This window comes from Parendozoicomonas sp. 2304DJ65-17, from assembly GCF_058148445.1.
This window is the reverse complement of sequence record NZ_JBYVJV010000003.1, coordinates 316,124-332,834: the sequence shown is the minus strand read 5'-3', so window position 1 is coordinate 332,834 and position 16,711 is coordinate 316,124. Positions and strand designations below refer to the sequence as shown.

Sequence of the window (16,711 nt, the reverse complement as noted above, 5' to 3'; positions counted from 1 at the left end):
GATGTCTGCAAAGCCTTCGAAAGAGGGCGTTTTAGCAAAGCAGCCGGGGAACAAGGAATGCCAATATGGATCATAAGCGCAAACAGCGCCTGACCGGTGCACTGGTTCTGGTCGCTTCAATTGTTATTCTTTACCCGCTGCTGTTCAGTGGTGGGTTTGAAGATGAGGATATGGTTCTGACAATACCTGAGCCACCAGAGGCTCCGGAAATTCCCAAATATGTCGAGCGACTTGATATCCCTATGGAAGTACCGCCGGAACCGGCTGATTTTTCTCCGGCACCACCAGCCGCTCCGGAAGAAAGGCCTTCTCTGGATAAAGAGCAGTTGCCTGTCAGCTGGAGCCTCCAGCTGGCCGCATTCTCAAAGCAGCTGAATGCTGTACAGCTTCAGGACCGGCTAAGAACCGATGGTTTTCACGCCTATACCCGTGAATCCAAAGGCTCCAAGGGGCGTACCTTGTACAGGGTTTACGTAGGACCAGATCTTCGTAAAGAAAAGATACTGGAACTGCGAAATAATATTGAGAAGGATTACAGTCTGAAAGGAATGGTAGTGAGATTTGTACCCTGAATACATATTCAGAAAACAAGAGCCTGACTATAGTACGGGAATACTGTTAGAATTCCCGCCCGAATACTGACCTTATGTGAACAGAAGCGAGTTTTGCGATTTCATGAACTTGATCTGGGTTGACTGGGCCATAGTGGCTGTTGTTGTGATCTCCGCACTGATCAGCCTGTCCCGTGGTTTTTTTAAAGAAGTATTGTCTCTGGTTACCTGGGTAGCCGCTGTCGTTATTGCCTGGCTGTTCAGTGGCAGCCTGGCGCTGATGTTTGAAGAATACATTTCTACTCCCTCGTTACGAACCATTGCCGCTGCCGGTCTGTTATTTGTTGCCACGTTATTAACCGGCGGCATTATTAATACCGTTATCGGTAAACTTGTTGAAGTAACCGGGTTATCAGGAACTGACCGTGCCCTGGGCATGGTTTTTGGTGCCCTGCGTGGGGTTCTGCTGGTGACTATGCTGGTTGGCATTGCTGAGTATATGCCGGTGCAGCAGGATAACTGGTGGGCAACGTCCACACTTGTTCCACATTTTGAAATTGTCTCTGAATGGGTAAAAGGTCTGGCCATGGATACTCTGGCTCCGCTGTTTGTCCGTTAAGGCAACAGCCCTATAAACTCATATCCAGAAGGTTTCGTCGCTGGGGTGCAGCACCCACTGTACCCCGATTAAGAAAAAGCAATCCTGGACTGGAATTGCTGACTATATGAGGTATATGGACGCATGTGTGGTATTGTCGGGATTTCTGCAGCTAGCCCGATTAATCAGGTGCTCTATGATGCACTGACGGTTTTGCAGCACAGGGGCCAGGATGCAGCGGGGATGATGACCTGCCATGAAGGGCGGTTTCATCTTCGCAAGGATAATGGTCTGGTCAGGGATGTGTTTCACACGCGTCACATGAAACTCCTCCAGGGCAATATCGGGATTGGCCACGTGCGCTATCCCACAGCAGGCAGTTCCAGCTCTGCTGAAGCCCAGCCTTTCTTCGTAAACTCACCTTATGGCATCGCTCTCGCCCATAACGGAAACCTCACCAACGCTCAGGACATTAAAGAAGAGATGTATCGCACCCAGCTGCGGCATATCAACACCAGTTCTGACTCTGAAATCCTGCTGAATGTTTTTGCCCATGAACTTCATGAACAGGGGCAGTTGCAGCCACAGCCAGAGCATTTCTTTACCGCGATAAGCCGGGTGTTACAGAGATGCCAGGGCGGTTATGCAGTCGTGGCACTGGTGAATGGTCATGGGCTGGTTGGTTTCCGCGATCCTCATGGTATTCGCCCGTTGATTTATGGTCGCCGTGAAACGCCGGAAGGTCCGGAGTTTATGATTGCCTCTGAATCCGTGGCCCTGAGCGCACTGGGTTTCGAACCTGTGCGGGATATTCTGCCCGGTGAAGCCATTCTGATTTCTCCCGAAGGTGAAGTTCACACCCAGATGTGCACGGAAACCAGTCAATTGACCCCCTGTATTTTTGAGTATGTGTACTTTGCCCGCCCGGATTCTATTATCGATGGGGTTTCCGTGTATAAGTCCCGTCTGCGTATGGGGCAGAAGCTAGCAGAGAAGGTGCTCAAGGAATGGCCTGACCATGATATTGATGTGGTAATGCCGATTCCGGACAGTAGCCGCCCGGCCGCAATGGAAATGGCAAAATATCTGGGTGTGAATTACCGAGAAGGTTTTGTGAAAAACCGCTACATCGGTCGCACCTTTATTATGCCCGGCCAGACAGAACGTAAGAAATCAGTTAAGCAAAAGCTCAACGCCATTGCTCTGGAATTCAAAGGCAAGAATGTGATGCTGGTTGACGATTCCATTGTTCGTGGTACCACATGCAGCCAGATTATTGAGATGGCGCGGGAAGCGGGGGCGAAGAATGTTTACTTCAGTTCTGCGGCTCCGGAAGTGCGTCATCCCAACGTTTACGGCATTGATATGCCTGTTGCTCATGAACTGATTGCTCATGGCCGGACTGTGCCTGAAATCGCCGAATTGATTGGTGCTGATAAGCTGTTCTATCAGGAACTCCATGATTTGGTGGAATCTGTTCAAGTGGGTAATCCGACGATCAAAGAGTTTGACTGTGCTGTCTTTGATGGCAAGTATCTGGCCGGGGATGTCGATGAGGCTTATTTGAACCAGCTGGCTATGTCCCGCAATGATGCTGCGAAAACCGCCAGTTCCAAAGATGATTCTGTGATTGATGTTTATAACCAGACAGCTTGATCAGTGCTCTTTTAAATAATTATTTTTTCGTGTGTTAATGTGCAGCATCAGAGATACTGATGCTGCATTTTTGTATAGAGATAACCAGAATGAAAAACCGGCAAGAGCTACCTGAATCTGCTTCCTTTGAAACCCTGTCTGTTCGTGCCGGAACTGTGCGCTCACCTGAACGGGAACACAGTGAAGCGATTTACCTGACCTCCAGCTTCACCTATGAATCTGCTGCTCAGGCCGCAGCAGTTTTCGCCGGGGATGAAGAGGGTAATGTCTATTCGCGTTATACCAACCCCAGCGTTCGTATGTTTGAAGAGCGAATGATGGCGCTCGAAGGTGCGGAAGAAGGCTGCGCAACTGGTTCTGGAATGGCCGCCATTCTGGGCATCTGCATGGCGCATCTGAAAGCCGGTGATCATGTGATTTGCTCCCGCAGTGTGTTCGGCACAACAGTTACCATTTTTGGCAAAACACTGGCCCAGTTTGGTGTGACCTGTACTTTTGTAGAACTTACTGACCTTGATCAATGGCAGGCCGCTATGAAGCTGGAAACAAAAATGCTGTTTCTGGAGACACCTTCCAACCCTCTGTGTGAGGTCGCAGATCTGGAAGCCATTGCTGCTATTGCCCACGAAGGCGATGCATTGTTCGTGGTTGATAACTGTTTCTGTACTCCAGCTCTTCAGCAGCCATTGGCCTGGGGCGCAGATATTGTGATGCACTCTGCCACCAAGTTCATAGACGGCCAGGGACGTTGTATGGGCGGTATTGCTCTGGGCAGCAAAGAGTTGATTCAACCTATTCACCTCTGGCAGCGTGCGGCTGGTGCCAGCTTAAGCCCGTTTAATGCCTGGGTTCTTCTGAAAGGTTTGGAAACCCTGAAACTGCGTATGGATGCTCACTGTCGTAATGCCCAGCAATTGGCCTGGTGGCTGGCTGAACATCCGAAGGTGGTTGATGTACATTATTGTGGTTTACCTCATCATCCCGGTGCAGCTCTGGCTCGTAAGCAACAGCAGGGATACGGCGGCGTACTGTCTTTTGAAGTTGAGGGTGATCGTGAAAAAGCCTGGAAGGTGATTGACAGTGTTCAGATTATTTCCCGCACGGCAAACCTTGGTGATACCCGGACAACGATCACCCATCCAGCATCAACAACCCATTGCCGCTTAAGTGATGAAGATAAGCAAAAAGCTGGTATTGCTGAGGGGTTGATTCGTATCGCTGCAGGCCTTGAGAATGTTGAAGACTTGAAGGCAGATCTTGAAAGAGGATTGTCTCAGCTCTGATTTTCTGTCAGAGCTGGCCAGTTGATTAAGCTATCAAGCTAACGCGTTTGAACTGCCTAAATTCGGTTTTGTGTCTGACAGGCCCAATTGTCTCCACTGCGGGGCTAAGGGTTGGGTCTGTCTCCTCAAGAAGAGTCAGTAGTTTTTCCGCCGTTGGCCTGGCTGATGCTTTCTGGGTTTTGGCAAGGGCGGCAATATCTTCCAGTTCCGGGTCATCTCCAGCTTTTTTTAACATTTCCGAGATTATCAGGCCGGCAGCATAAACATCGACACCGTGGTCGTAGCAACACCTGCCGTCTGCATTGACTAACCCATAGCAGAATTGGTTTTTATTTTCCGGGGCTCGATAGTTAACGTCGTTCAACATACCATCGTATGTCTGCATATCCCCTGGTTTCAAAGCCAGGACATAACCATAATCTGCAATTTTCAGATGCCCATCGAAGCTCAGGATAACATTTCCCGGGCGTAAGTCCCTGTGTACATAACCTTTGCTGTGGAGATAGTTGAGACCTGAGAGAATGTCATGAGCCCATACCCGAACTTGTTCTTTGCTCAGCTTTACTGATCGTGAGAGAGGATGACGCAAATCTTCCAGACCTCGCTCCATCACAATGCCATCGCAATACATGCCTTCGCCTGATGGCTGCCAGTATACATGTTGGAAAGCGATAATATTGGGATGACTCAGCTGACTATGTACCTTGGCTTCATCTGCCAGAATCCTGGGGCCGGTGGCCATATTTCCACCAGTAATTTTTCCATGGTGGTCTAGCTCCCCCCAGGTTTTTAGCGCAGCATTTCCATTTTTTGCCGTAACGCTGTAAACACTGCCGTATTCTCCTTTCCCAAGTTCTTCATGAACCGTTAACTCTCCCAGCCATGTTGGTACCGGAATAATATTGATAGTGATTTTATTTATGCGCTTCGGCGGTGATTCTTCCAATGGTTGCCGGATGACATCTTCTGTTCTTTTTCGCTTTCTTTCAGGGATGAAGGGTTCCTGACTCTTTTCTACCGACGAAACAGGTTTGTGGGCAAATCGAGGCGCTTCCCCACTCTTAACCACAGGAGGATGTAGTCGGGACTCTTCCAAGGGCTTTCTTGAGAGATCAAGTGACCTATAACGTGGCAACGAAAATGACATGACATACCTGTCCGAATTTCCTTATAAGTGATAATTAGATTCCGAGTGGTGGCGGGTGTTCACAGGCAGGAACTAACGAGTCAGTATGTCTAACAGATCCTAGTGTTTCAGTGTGGAGAACATAAATGCCGCTTCATCTTTAATATCTGAGAGCTGAGCATGGAGCTTTGCCGCCAGCGGCGGTATAACCTGATTAAGATTCATACCTTCACCCCACCAGGCGCGAGCATCAGCAGCGGCTTCGGATTTCCCTTTCAAGAGATCCCGGGTGAGATCTTTTACTCCACCGCCCTGAGTGAGAAGGTCATTCAGTTTGTTTTCAAATTTCTGGGCTGTTGGGCAGCTGGCGCTTAGGATATTCAGCGCCTCTTTCTCCAAACTGTTAGCGATAAGGTTGCTGGCTGCGGCATCAAAGAGCGGGTAAGCCGAATCAAAAATATCTTTATCAAAGAGAAGTAGTTCTCTGGCTCCCTGGCGCAGCTCGTCAATATCCTGATAGCTATTGGCAATATAGGACTGAAGATCTTCCGATGAAATATCTTCACCGTTCATCATTCCGTTCAGTAGCTCCAGAAAGCCTTCAAGGTTTTCCGGTGCAGCACTGCCTACACCATCTACGGCACTGTCGGTAAAGGCTACATGCTTAACACTTGCACTAGCATCGCCAGTGCTTTGAAACTGCACGAACGGTTCTGGTTCCACTCCCTGCTGACCCTGTTGCTGACTTATCGCCGAAGCGGGGGAGAGTTCTACCGACTTTTCTTTAACAGAAGTTGGAGAGGCATGGCTGGCTGTTGCTTCTGAAGTTGTAAGATCTGGCTCTACTTTGGGTGAATCGTTTTTCGTTTCGGTGAATTTTTCTGGTTGAGGTTTGGGGGTTTTGTTTCGTGCAGCCCCTAGCACAACAGCATCAAGTTCTGAAAAGTCGGGCATTGGCTGCTTGAGGCTGAGTGAAGGGTCGGGTTCTATAACAGTGGCCCGCAACATCTGTGGACTTGGTGTTGAAGGTGTTTGTTGTGGTGCCTGCGGCATAAAGCGCGGCTGGGTCTGCTCATAAATCGAATGACGCTTATATTGCTGAACCACAGGGGCGCTTGGCTGATTATCTGGCCTAACGGTTTGTAATAGCTTTTTAGCCGCTTGGGCTGCGAAATCCCCAATCCTGCTCATTGCATAATCCCTGATGCTTTTTTCCAGTTTAGGCTGTTAATGCTTATTCGTTTGGTGAAACCCCTGCATCACCTGTGGTTGAGAGAGATACCATCGCGGGCTATTCAGGGTTAGAATGCGCGACTTTCCAGATTTTTGACCTGAGTTCCAATGACAAAAGCCACCCAGCGCATGCCAGTACAGGCTCCAGATCTGTTCTCTTATCCCAAATACTGGGCGGAGTGTTATGGCACGGCTCCTTTTCTCCCAATGTCTCGTGCAGAGATGGATGAGCTGGGCTGGGACTCCTGCGACATTATTATTGTGACCGGCGATGCCTATGTGGATCATCCCAGCTTCGGTATGGCTGTGGTTGGCCGGTTTATGGAATCCCAGGGATTTCGTGTGGGAATTATTGCTCAACCAGACTGGACCAGCCCCGATGACTTTATGAAGCTGGGCAAGCCAAACCTGTTCTTTGGCGTAGCTGCGGGCAACATGGATTCCATGATCAACCGTTACACCGCTGACCTGAAGGTTCGCAGTGACGATGCCTACACACCTCACGGTGAGCCGGGCAAACGTCCTGACCGTGCGGTAACGGTTTACAGCCAGCGCTGTCGTCAGGCTTACAAAGATGTACCTATTTATATTGGTGGTATTGAGGCAAGTCTTCGTCGAATCGCTCAGTATGATTACTGGACCAACGAAGTACGCCGCTCTGTTCTGGTGGACTCCGGCGCTGATATGCTGATCTACGGAAATGCTGAGAGGGCTATGGCTGAATTGGCTCACCGCATTTCTAACGGCGAGCAGATTGACAAAATTGATGATATTCGTGGCACGGTAGTCATGAAGCCTTCTACGCCTGAAGGCTGGACTGAAATTGATTCCTCTCGTATTGACTGGCCCCGGGATATTGGTTCCCTCGAAGAAGCCTACGGTGGCAGCCCTTACGAGTGGAAAGAAGAGAGTGAGTGCGACAAGAAAAAATCCGAAGCTGAAGACGATGTTCAGTCGGTTCGCATTATTCCTCTGCCGATGCATCGCAAAGCGGAACTCGATGAAAATACCTGCATCCGCCTGCCATCGTTTGAAAAGGTCAACAGAGATCCAGCATTGTATGCCCACGCTTCCCGGGTTCTTCATCAGGAAGCCAATCCTCACAATGCCCGGGTGCTGGTGCAGCGTCATGGCAACCGTGAAGTATGGGTGAACCCGCCTCCAATTCCTCTGGAAACTCCGGAGATTGATGGTGTATTTGCTCTGAATTATCAGCGCCGACCTCATCCTGCTTATGGTGACGCGAAGATTCCGGCCTACGATATGATCAAAACCTCCGTGAATATTATGCGTGGGTGTTTTGGGGGCTGTACGTTCTGCAGTATTACCGAGCACGAAGGACGGGTGATTCAAAGCCGTTCTCAAGAGTCCGTGCTGCAGGAGCTGGAAGATATTCGGGAAAAGGTTCCAGGCTTTACCGGTCAAATTTCCGATCTTGGTGGCCCAACCGCCAATATGTATTTCCTGAACTGTAAGTCTGCTGAAATTCAGGCCAATTGCCGTCGTTTGTCCTGCGTGTTCCCTGGTATCTGTAAAAATCTGGAAACGTCGCACAAACCAACAACTGAACTTTACCGTGCCGCCCGTAAAGTGCCGGGTATTAAGAAGATCGCTATTGCTTCCGGTCTGCGTTACGACCTGGCTGTGGAAGATCCGGAATATGTGAAAGAGCTGGTAACCCATCATGTTGGTGGCTACCTGAAAATTGCTCCGGAACATACCGAGAAGAATACTCTCGACCTGATGATGAAACCGGGCATGGGTACTTACGACAACTTCAAGAAAATGTTCGAGAAGTTCTCAAAGGAAGCCGGTAAGAAACAGTACCTGATTCCTTACTTTATCGCTGCTCACCCGGGTACGACCGATGAAGATATGATGAACCTTGGCCTGTGGCTGAAGAAGAACGGCTTCCGGGTGGATCAGGTTCAGACCTTCTACCCATCACCCATGAGTCTGGCAACGGCCATGTATCACTCTGGTCGGAACCCTTTGAAGAAGCTCAGTTATAAGGGCGATCGTCTCTATATTCCACGGGAATACAGCCAGCGCCGGATTCACAAAGCTTTCCTGCGTCATCATGACGAGAAGAACTTTGATCTGTTGCGTCAGAGACTGACAGAAATGGGGCGGACGGATCTGATCGGTCATGGCGAACACCAGCTGGTACCACCTGCTGAGCGCAAAGGACGTCATACTCCGGGCCGTCAGGGCAACCGGCCACCTGCAAAGAAAGCCGCTGGTAAGCCTTATCAGAAAGCGCGTGGCGGTCAGTGGGATAGCCGGCCGGCTGGAAAAGGCGGGGTGAAAAACCGTAAGCCTTCCTCATCAAAAAATGCGGTTCGGAAAAAGGGGTAATATCAAGAGAGGGGCGGACCTATAGCCGTCCCTCTCACAGACCAATAACTGAAGAATTAAAATCCGGGGCAGGTGTTATGGCACTGGGTTGGCATGACTTCAGAAGGAATCACCCGTGTCGTTGGATGCTGGCAACAGGTCCATTGCGCATCTCCTCCCTCATAAAATTCCCCAACAAAAAGCAATGCCTGCTCATTGTGCCAGCCGTTATAGAAGTTGGTTGGAAAGAGAATAATTCGATAGCTCCCCGTACTTCCTTTGTAGAGGGAAACCCGGCGCAGATAATCCGTGCCCGGATCTTCAACTCTGTTCGGCGGTGGTGTGCCATTCACCGCAAAGTATTCATTAACTTCAAGCTTGTAGGCAGATGCCAGATTGTAGATTTCCACAAATTTGGATCTGGCGGTGAAGTTTTGATACTGAGGAATCGCAAAGGCCACGATGATGCCTATGATGGCGACTACGATCATCAACTCGATAAGGGTAAAGCCGGATCGCTGGCTTGAGTGAAGTTTCATCCGTGTAACCGTGTTTTTTACTCACTGCTTTGAGCATAGCAATCACTTAGTTTTATAGGTGTTAAAGCCAGTGTCTTGAATCCATACTCCGTGTTTTTTCGTAAACCCCTCAGGCAGAAATCAAAACAGATGGTTGAGTTTCTTTAAGGATGCTCACTACAATCAAATTTATAAGCCAACGGATAACAAGAAATTCCAATTTATGTCTCTGATTGATCAGTCTATTTCCTCCCTTGCCCAGGCTATCAGTGGTAAGGATCAACAACTGCGACTGGCTCTGTGCTGTTTGCTGGCTCGTGGCCACCTGTTAATTGAAGATGTTCCCGGTATGGGAAAGACAACATTGGCTCAGGGACTAGCCAAAGTCACAGGCCTGGATTGGCAGCGTGTTCAGTTCACCAGTGATCTGTTGCCGGCAGACATTCTTGGGGTTTCTATCTTTGATAGAAACGAATCCGTGTTTCGTTTCCAGCCCGGCCCGGTCTTTACCCAATTGTTGCTGGCCGATGAAATTAATCGGGCAACGCCCCGTACTCAGAGTGCTTTGCTGGAAGCAATGGAAGAAGGGCAGGTGTCTGTAGAAGGTGAATCTCGACCACTACCTGAGCCATTCTTTGTTATTGCCACCCGTAACCCGATTACTCAATCTGGCACCTTCCCATTGCCGGAATCCCAGCTTGATCGTTTTTTGATGCGTATTCAGATGGGATATCCAGACCCCGCGGCAGAGCGAGCCATGCTCAGTGGTGAAACGGGCCGGGCGGTTATGGATAAAGTGAAGGCTGTTATTAATACCGAGCAGTTGGTTGAACTTCAAAATAAGGTTCAGCAGGTTCAGGCTCGTGAGCGGTTACTGGATTATATTCAACGGCTGGTTGCTGCGACCCGTGAAGGTGATCGTTTTGTCTGTGGCTTGTCCCCGCGAGCTTCTCTTGCTCTATTGGCCGCGTCCAAGGCTTGGGCATTTATGTCTGGCAGGGATTATGTATTGCCAGAAGATGTGCAGGCTATTTTCCCAGCGGTAGCAGAGCACAGGCTGCAAAGTCGCAGAGGCGGGGCAGTTAAAGCTCTGCTTATGGAAGTTGATGTGACCGATGCCCGATGAGTGTAATCAAACAACAGCAGGCTCGCTGGAAGAAATGGCTTAATCGGCGTATTCCTCCAGCTCGTTCGGTCACATTGAATCAGAAAAGCCTTTTCATTCTTCCTACAAAGGCTGGATACAGCTTTCTTATCGTCGCCGTTCTGGTATTTCTGGCGGGGGTAAATTATCGCAACAGCCTGAGTTTTGGTGTCTCTTTCTTTATGGTCGCATTGTTTCAGGTGGCTCTGTGGCAAACCTGGCGCAACCTTGCCGGCATAACCCTGACAGCTCGAAAAGCGGATTCTGTTCATGCAGACCAGCTGGCAGGATTTCATATTGCCTGCCGTGGTGAAGAAGGGCGACAGCAACAGGGAGTGATGATTGGCTGGCCCGATGATTCTCAACCTGATGAAGGTTTAGTAAGGGTTGATCCTCTAGGGGAAGAGGTGGAGACCACGGTCAGTTACCCGGCTTCCAAGAGAGGCTGGTTATCACCTTCCCGGTTAAGAATTGAAACGATTTATCCTCTTGGGCTTTTTCGTGCCTGGAGCTGGGTAGATCTTGATCAGAGAACACTGGTCTGGCCACGACTGCAAACTGTTGAAAGTGTAGATTCGACTGGTTTTGGAGAAGACGGCCACAGAATTGTTCCCGACGGTATGGATGATTTTGCCGGGTTTCGTGCGTTTAATCCGACTGACTCTGCTGCCCAAGTTGACTGGAAAGCTCTGGCCCGCAGTGATGAATTGTTAGTTAGGCAATTTCATGGTCTGGCCGGTGAAGATTTGTGGCTGAATTATGATGAAGCGCCCGGACGGGATATGGAAGAAAGGCTGAGTTGGTTGGCCAGCCAGTGTGTTCAATTGGGGAATGGTACTCAAATCTGGGGGCTCAAGTTAGGTGGGCAAACCATTGAGCCGGGGCAGGGGACCAGCCATGCCCACAGATGCCTGGATGCTCTTGCGCTTTATCACTAACTACCAGCCCTTTAAATAATAAGTAACCAAAACGTTGAATATGTTTGGTAAGAAGAAAAGTACAATGCCACCCAAGCCGGTAACCAGAGCGGCAAGTTTTAGTCTGGTTATTATTCTGGTTATGGTGAGCCTGCCTCTGGTGCCTTTGCTGCCGCCGGGAATAATGGCGCTGGCGGCTCTGGCCGTTATCTGGCGATTGACACTATTGCGCTCAAGGGGCAGAAATCCGGGATGGGTGATTCGAACGGCGTTGGTTATTGCGGCGCTTGTGATGATCGCTATGCACTACGGCACCTTGCTGGGGCTGGAGGCCGGCGCGGCGACTCTTGTTTCTGCTTATACCTTAAAACTTCTGGAGATGCGCAGCCGACGGGATGCGTTATTGCTTTGTTTTCTCGGATTTTTTGTTGCGGTTACCGGCCTGCTGTTTTCTCAGTCGATACCAATGACGGTGTATTTGCTGACCTGTCTGGTTATGCTGGTTTCATCCCTTGTAGGTTTGCACCAATCTTCAGAAAAAACAGCAGTTTTTCCTGTATTAAAAACCGGCTTGGTGATGACACTTCAGTCATTACCTTTGATGGTTCTTCTTTTTGTACTGGTACCCCGTATTCCTCCTTTATGGATTGTTCCTCTTCCGGATAACAGCACCAAGACCGGATTGTCTGATGAGATGGCTCCCGGAGATATAGCCCGCTTAAGCCAATCAGCGGAATTGGCCTTTCGGGCAACCTTTACTGGAGCCGTTCCGACACCTGATGAACGCTATTGGCGTGCCGTTGTCATGCACTTTTTTGATGGTCGACGTTGGTTCCAGGGAGACAGTGATGACTGGATTGGCATAGGTGTTGATCCGAATAAGTTAGTGAGTTGGTATCCCACTGAGCCTTACTGGCCTGTTCCCGGAGAAGATGAAGAGTCGGTTGTTTATGACTACGACATTATTCTTGAGCCCAGTGGGCGGCCTTGGCTGCCAGTTTTGGGATCGGCGACAGAAACTTTTGAAGGTGCGGGTTTAACCAGAGACTGGCGATTACTGGCAAAAGATAACGTCGATCTTCTCAAGCAATATCGTATGCGCTCCGGGCAGTTGGAAGGGTTTGACCGTGAACTTCCTTACTGGCTGAAAAAGGCAAGCTTGCAGCTGCCTAAAAAAGGTAATGAGCGCAGCCGTGCATTGGCTCAAGAGTTAAAGCAGCGTCATGGTGATAATGTTTCCGGCTTTATTGAGGATATTCTTTATCGCTTCCGGTTCCAGCAGTATTACTACACCCTTCGCCCGCCTCTGCTGGATGGCAACCGTATAGACAGATTCCTGTTTGATACCAAACGTGGTTTTTGTGCCCATTACGCTGGCGCACTCACATTCCTGTTGCGCGCCGCTGGCATACCAGCCCGTGTTGTGGCCGGTTATCAGGGCGGTGAGCTGAAGGACGGCAAGATTATTCAGGTGCGACAGTTTGATGCCCACGCCTGGGTAGAGTTCTGGCAGCCCGGTTATGGTTGGGAAAGAGTTGATCCAACAGCAGCCGTTGCGCCAAACCGCATAGAAGAAGGCCTGGAATCTGCTGTGGCGATGGAAGGTTCCTTCCTTGAAGGCGCTATCTTTTCCCCGATTCGTTATCGGAATATTTCCTGGGTGAATACACTGCGTTTGAAGTACGAAAATCTGGAATACCAGTGGCAGCGTATGGTTCTTTCTTACGATGAGAACAGCCAGAAAGGGTTGTTCAAAAAACTGTTTCCAGGGCAGGACACTTTGATGGTGTTGATGCGGTTGTTGATTATCAGTGTACTGGTGGTCATGGTTGTGACTGCCGTGATGCTGATAAAGCCCTGGAAGCAGCGAATGGCACCAACAGAACGTTATTATCGTAAGTTCTGCAAACGGATGGCTCGTAAAGGTATTCCCAGAAACCCGGGAGAAGGGCCTGAAGATTATGCCCGCCGTATTATGCGGGAGAAACCGGAATTAGGACGAAAGGCGATGCAGGTGACTTCTCTGTATATCCGGTTGGTTTATGGGGCTGAACAGTCTGGTGACCTTGGTAAACTCAGAAAGGCGGTATTGACTTAGGAATGAGCCCGATGAGCTAAACGTTGTTTATTTCATCGGGTGTCAGTTCCCGGTACTGGCCGGGGGCAAGTGTTGGGCAGAGTTGAATATTGCCAACCGAAACCCGGTGCAGAGCCAGTACTTGGTTTCGAAATCGCCCAAACATGCGCTTGATCTGGTGATATCGGCCTTCCTGAAGTGTCACTTCTGCCACAAATAACGACAGCTGTTTAAAACCTGCCGGGCGAGTGGTCAGGTTTTCAAACTCAAAGTGCATGCCTTGATTGAAGGCTTCCGCATAAGAGTCATTGAGTGGCTTTTGCAGGGTGACCCGATAACGTTTTTCCACCTTATGATCAGGTGCTGTTAACCGTGATGACCAGCGACTGTCGTTTGTCAGCAGCAGTAATCCTGAGGTATTTAGATCCAGTCGCCCGGCAATATGTAGATCGCTGTCTTCTGGTTCGTTAAGAAGTTCCAGTACTGTTTTATGTTCGGTGTCACGGGTTGCACTGACTACGCCTACAGGTTTATGAAGCATCAGGTAGCGGGGCTTGTTGTCCTGCAGGATTTTTCCGTCAAAGGAGATCTGTGAAAACCGGTCGATTTGCTGATTGCCATCCAACGCTATTTTTTCATCAACCTGAATACGCCTCTGGGCGAACAGAATGCGAGTATCGCGGCGGCTGATATTGAGTGTGGAGCTCAGAAAACGGTCGAGACGGCTACGGTTCAGGGCCATGAAAAGTAAATTACTGGTGTTCTTAAAGGAGGTAGGGATATTCTATCCGGCAGATATTGTATGAATTTAAGTCCTTTATGTCATTCCAGCTTCGCCCTTATCAGAAAGACGCCGTCCGAAGTGTGATCCAGCATTTCCGCAAAACCAGTGATCCTGCTGTTGTTGTTTTGCCTACCGGCGCTGGTAAAAGTCTGGTGATCAGTGAGCTTGGCCGTATAGCTCGTGGCCGGGTTCTGGTTCTCACCCATGTCAAAGAACTGGTGGAACAGAATCACAGTAAATACGAAAGCTATGATCTGAAAGCATCTATTTTCAGCGCTGGGCTTGGGCGTAAAGAAGCCAGTGAGCAGGTGGTGTTTGGCAGTGTGCAGTCTGTTGTTCGCAACCTGTCTGAATTTAACGACAGCAGTTTTACATTGCTGGTCGCTGATGAATGCCACCGTATTTCTCTCGAGAAAACAAGCAGCTATCACAAGGTTATCAATCATCTTCGTAAGCTGAATCCTAATTTGAAAGTTCTGGGGCTGACTGCCACACCTTATCGTTTAGGTATGGGCTGGCTTTATAACTATTTCTCCCAGCCGGAACAGCAGAAAAAAGTACGAACCGAAGAAGAGCGCTTTTTTACTGACTGTGTGTTTGAACTGCCACTGTCTTACATGATCGATAACCAGTTTCTTACGCCGCCCAAAATGATTGATGCGCCGGTGACCTGGTATGACTTCAGCCGAGTTACTAACCGCAACGGACATTATCCAGAAGCAGATTTGAACCTTTTGTTAAAAGGTGAGGGCAGGGCAACGGCGGCGATAATGGCTCAGGTGATAAAAGAATCAGAAGATCGCCAGGGCGTGATGATTTTTGCTTCTACGGTAGATCATGCCAAAGAGATATTGGGTTATCTCCCAGAGGCGGAGTCTGCACTGATTATTGGAGATACACCCGGTGCTGAACGGGATAAGCTGATTGCGCAGTTCAAGCAGAAAACGATCAAATATCTGGTGAATGTCTCGGTGCTTACCACCGGCTTTGATGCCCCCCATGTTGATGTAATTGCCATTCTTCGGCCAACAGAATCCGTAAGCCTGTATCAGCAGATAGTTGGCCGGGGGCTTCGTCTTGCTGAAGGCAAGGATGATTGTCTGGTCATGGATTTCGCGGGCAATAGTTACAATATCTTCAGTCCGGAAATTGGTGAACCCCGCCCCAATTCCAATAGTGTGCCCGTGGATGTGGATTGCCCTGTATGTGGTTGCCAGAACAGTTTTTGGGGTGTTGTCGATAGTGAGGGTGATCTTGTTGAGCATTATGGCCGTCGTTGCCAGGGTTATATTGATTCCCTTGATGGTGAGCGGGAACGCTGTGATTTCCGTTTTCGCTTCAAAGAATGCAAACAATGCAATGCGGAAAATGATATTGCCGCCCGCCGCTGTCACGACTGTGGCAATGTTCTGGCTGACCCGGATGACAAACTGAAAGATGCTTTGAATCTACGCAATGTGACGGTGTTGCGATGTTCGTGGATGGATATGAAGGTTGATAAGGATAAAGCGGGGCAGTCACGTATTCGGGTTGCGTACTTTGATGAGGAAGGTTTAGAAGTAACCGAATATTTCCGACTGGAAACACCTGCCCAGCAGGGGGCGTTCTACCATCATTTTGGCAAACTTCACCAGATTAACCGTGGAGAAGCCTTTCGTGCCCGTACTCCGGAAGATGTTGTGGCCCAAAGCAAAAAATTCCGTAAGCCGGACTTCGTAATTGCTGCAAAAGAGAAACGGGGTTGGAGTATAAGAGATAAGATTTTTGACTATGAAGGCGCTTATCGTACGGCAGTGGAAGCCGGTTGACCGTTGGTTATGTGAGAGTGCTAATGGTTGTTAAGGAAGGGTAAGTTCAGAGAGTACAGGGATATTGACGTTTATTCCCCATAGTGACCAATCTGGCTAATCCGTAACCTATAGCCATCGGATGCCACGACTCAATTTATCCGAAGAACCGGGGGCTTGGTGGGACAGGCCCCCGGTTTGTTTATAAATGTTGTTATCACGTTTGAATTAATCATAAACCCGCCCTCTCATTGATTTTACATTGCTTCGCTTGGCTTTGCCTTTCAGCCGCCTTTCCTTTGAGGCCTTTGTCGGCTTTGTCGCTACCCGCTTTTTTTGCACTTTGGTGACGGAATAAACCAGCTCAGCCAGTCGCTCCAGTGCATCATTACGGTTTTTCTCCTGAGTGCGAAACCTCTGGGCTTTGATCACAATAATGCCATCTTTACTGATGCGGCTGTCTGACAGCTTCAGCAGGCGGGATTTGTAAAAATCCGGCAGTGATGAATAATTGATATCAAAACGCAAATGGATCGCACTGGACACCTTATTAACGTTCTGGCCTCCAGAGCCCTGAGCGCGAATCGCGGTGATTTCTATTTCGTCATCCGGGATGGAGACGTGAGTCGATATCCTTAACATTGTTATGTCCTTGGTGATTAACCTGCCTCGGAGAGCAGGGTGCGGCATTATCTGTGAT

Annotated in this window: 14 protein-coding genes; 9 read left to right on the top strand and 5 right to left on the bottom strand. The window is 49.3% G+C overall.

Annotation, left to right across the window (positions count from 1 at the left end):
- The first annotated feature begins 65 nt into the window (after positions 1 to 65).
- The 4 genes from ACY2RR_RS10895 (at position 66) to ACY2RR_RS10880 (ending at position 4,088) form a co-directional block, all read left to right on the top strand.
- Positions 66 to 572, top strand: a complete 507-nt coding sequence (locus ACY2RR_RS10895; protein ID WP_490108172.1) for an SPOR domain-containing protein — start codon at positions 66 to 68, stop codon at positions 570 to 572.
- Between the two features lie 103 nt (positions 573 to 675).
- Entirely contained in the window at positions 676 to 1,170 is a 495-nt protein-coding gene (locus ACY2RR_RS10890) for a CvpA family protein (protein ID WP_490108171.1), read from the top strand.
- Between the two features lie 123 nt (positions 1,171 to 1,293).
- Complete coding sequence (gene purF / locus ACY2RR_RS10885) at positions 1,294 to 2,805, top strand: amidophosphoribosyltransferase (RefSeq protein ID WP_490108170.1); 1,512 nt, start codon at positions 1,294 to 1,296, stop codon at positions 2,803 to 2,805.
- 89 nt (positions 2,806 to 2,894) lie between these two features.
- Positions 2,895 to 4,088, top strand: coding sequence for an O-succinylhomoserine sulfhydrylase (locus ACY2RR_RS10880; RefSeq protein WP_490108169.1), 1,194 nt, complete (start codon positions 2,895 to 2,897; stop codon positions 4,086 to 4,088).
- 25 nt (positions 4,089 to 4,113) lie between these two features.
- Here ACY2RR_RS10880 and ACY2RR_RS10875 read toward each other — a convergent pair whose 3' ends face one another.
- The gene (locus ACY2RR_RS10875) at positions 4,114 to 5,235 is read right to left on the bottom strand and encodes a protein kinase family protein (protein ID WP_490108168.1); all 1,122 of its coding nucleotides are present in this window, start codon (positions 5,233 to 5,235) and stop codon (positions 4,114 to 4,116) included.
- A 99-nt stretch (positions 5,236 to 5,334) separates the two neighbouring features.
- A complete protein-coding gene (locus ACY2RR_RS10870; protein WP_490108167.1) occupies positions 5,335 to 6,405 on the bottom strand; it encodes a hypothetical protein in 1,071 nt (356 codons plus the stop codon).
- Positions 6,406 to 6,555: 150 nt separating this feature from the next.
- Here ACY2RR_RS10870 and ACY2RR_RS10865 point away from each other — a divergent pair, with 150 nt between their 5' ends.
- Positions 6,556 to 8,805: a YgiQ family radical SAM protein gene (locus ACY2RR_RS10865; RefSeq protein ID WP_490108166.1), complete on the top strand. Its 2,250-nt coding sequence runs from the start codon at positions 6,556 to 6,558 to the stop codon at positions 8,803 to 8,805.
- 56 nt (positions 8,806 to 8,861) lie between these two features.
- On the opposite strand, the gene ACY2RR_RS10860 is transcribed toward ACY2RR_RS10865, so the two are convergent.
- Positions 8,862 to 9,323, bottom strand: a complete 462-nt coding sequence (locus tag ACY2RR_RS10860; protein WP_490108165.1) for a pilin — start codon at positions 9,321 to 9,323, stop codon at positions 8,862 to 8,864.
- 202 nt (positions 9,324 to 9,525) lie between these two features.
- Between ACY2RR_RS10860 and ACY2RR_RS10855 the strand changes: the two genes are divergently transcribed.
- The 3 genes from ACY2RR_RS10855 to ACY2RR_RS10845 all read left to right on the top strand — a co-directional run bounded on the left by ACY2RR_RS10855 (position 9,526) and on the right by ACY2RR_RS10845 (position 13,461).
- Complete coding sequence (locus ACY2RR_RS10855; RefSeq protein ID WP_490108164.1) at positions 9,526 to 10,428, top strand: AAA family ATPase; 903 nt, start codon at positions 9,526 to 9,528, stop codon at positions 10,426 to 10,428.
- Positions 10,425 to 11,384 carry a DUF58 domain-containing protein gene (locus tag ACY2RR_RS10850; RefSeq protein WP_490108163.1) on the top strand — a complete coding sequence of 320 codons (960 nt, stop codon included), beginning with the start codon at positions 10,425 to 10,427 and terminating at the stop codon, positions 11,382 to 11,384. The genes ACY2RR_RS10855 and ACY2RR_RS10850 overlap by 4 nt, the downstream gene beginning before the upstream one ends.
- A gap of 64 nt (positions 11,385 to 11,448) precedes the next feature.
- The gene (locus ACY2RR_RS10845) at positions 11,449 to 13,461 is read left to right on the top strand and encodes a transglutaminase TgpA family protein (protein ID WP_490108162.1); all 2,013 of its coding nucleotides are present in this window, start codon (positions 11,449 to 11,451) and stop codon (positions 13,459 to 13,461) included.
- A gap of 16 nt (positions 13,462 to 13,477) precedes the next feature.
- On the opposite strand, the gene ACY2RR_RS10840 is transcribed toward ACY2RR_RS10845, so the two are convergent.
- Positions 13,478 to 14,182 (bottom strand): pseudouridine synthase, encoded by a 705-nt coding sequence (locus ACY2RR_RS10840; protein ID WP_490108161.1) that lies wholly within the window; start codon positions 14,180 to 14,182, stop codon positions 13,478 to 13,480.
- A gap of 77 nt (positions 14,183 to 14,259) precedes the next feature.
- On the opposite strand from ACY2RR_RS10840, the gene radD reads away from it, so the two are divergent.
- The gene (radD, locus tag ACY2RR_RS10835) at positions 14,260 to 16,032 is read left to right on the top strand and encodes a DNA repair helicase RadD (RefSeq protein WP_490108160.1); all 1,773 of its coding nucleotides are present in this window, start codon (positions 14,260 to 14,262) and stop codon (positions 16,030 to 16,032) included.
- Between the two features lie 207 nt (positions 16,033 to 16,239).
- Here the strand turns inward: radD and arfB are convergent, their stop codons facing one another.
- On the bottom strand, positions 16,240 to 16,653 hold the full coding sequence (gene arfB, locus ACY2RR_RS10830) for an alternative ribosome rescue aminoacyl-tRNA hydrolase ArfB (protein WP_490108159.1): 414 nt from the start codon (positions 16,651 to 16,653) through the stop codon (positions 16,240 to 16,242).
- Positions 16,654 to 16,711: the final 58 nt, after the last annotated feature.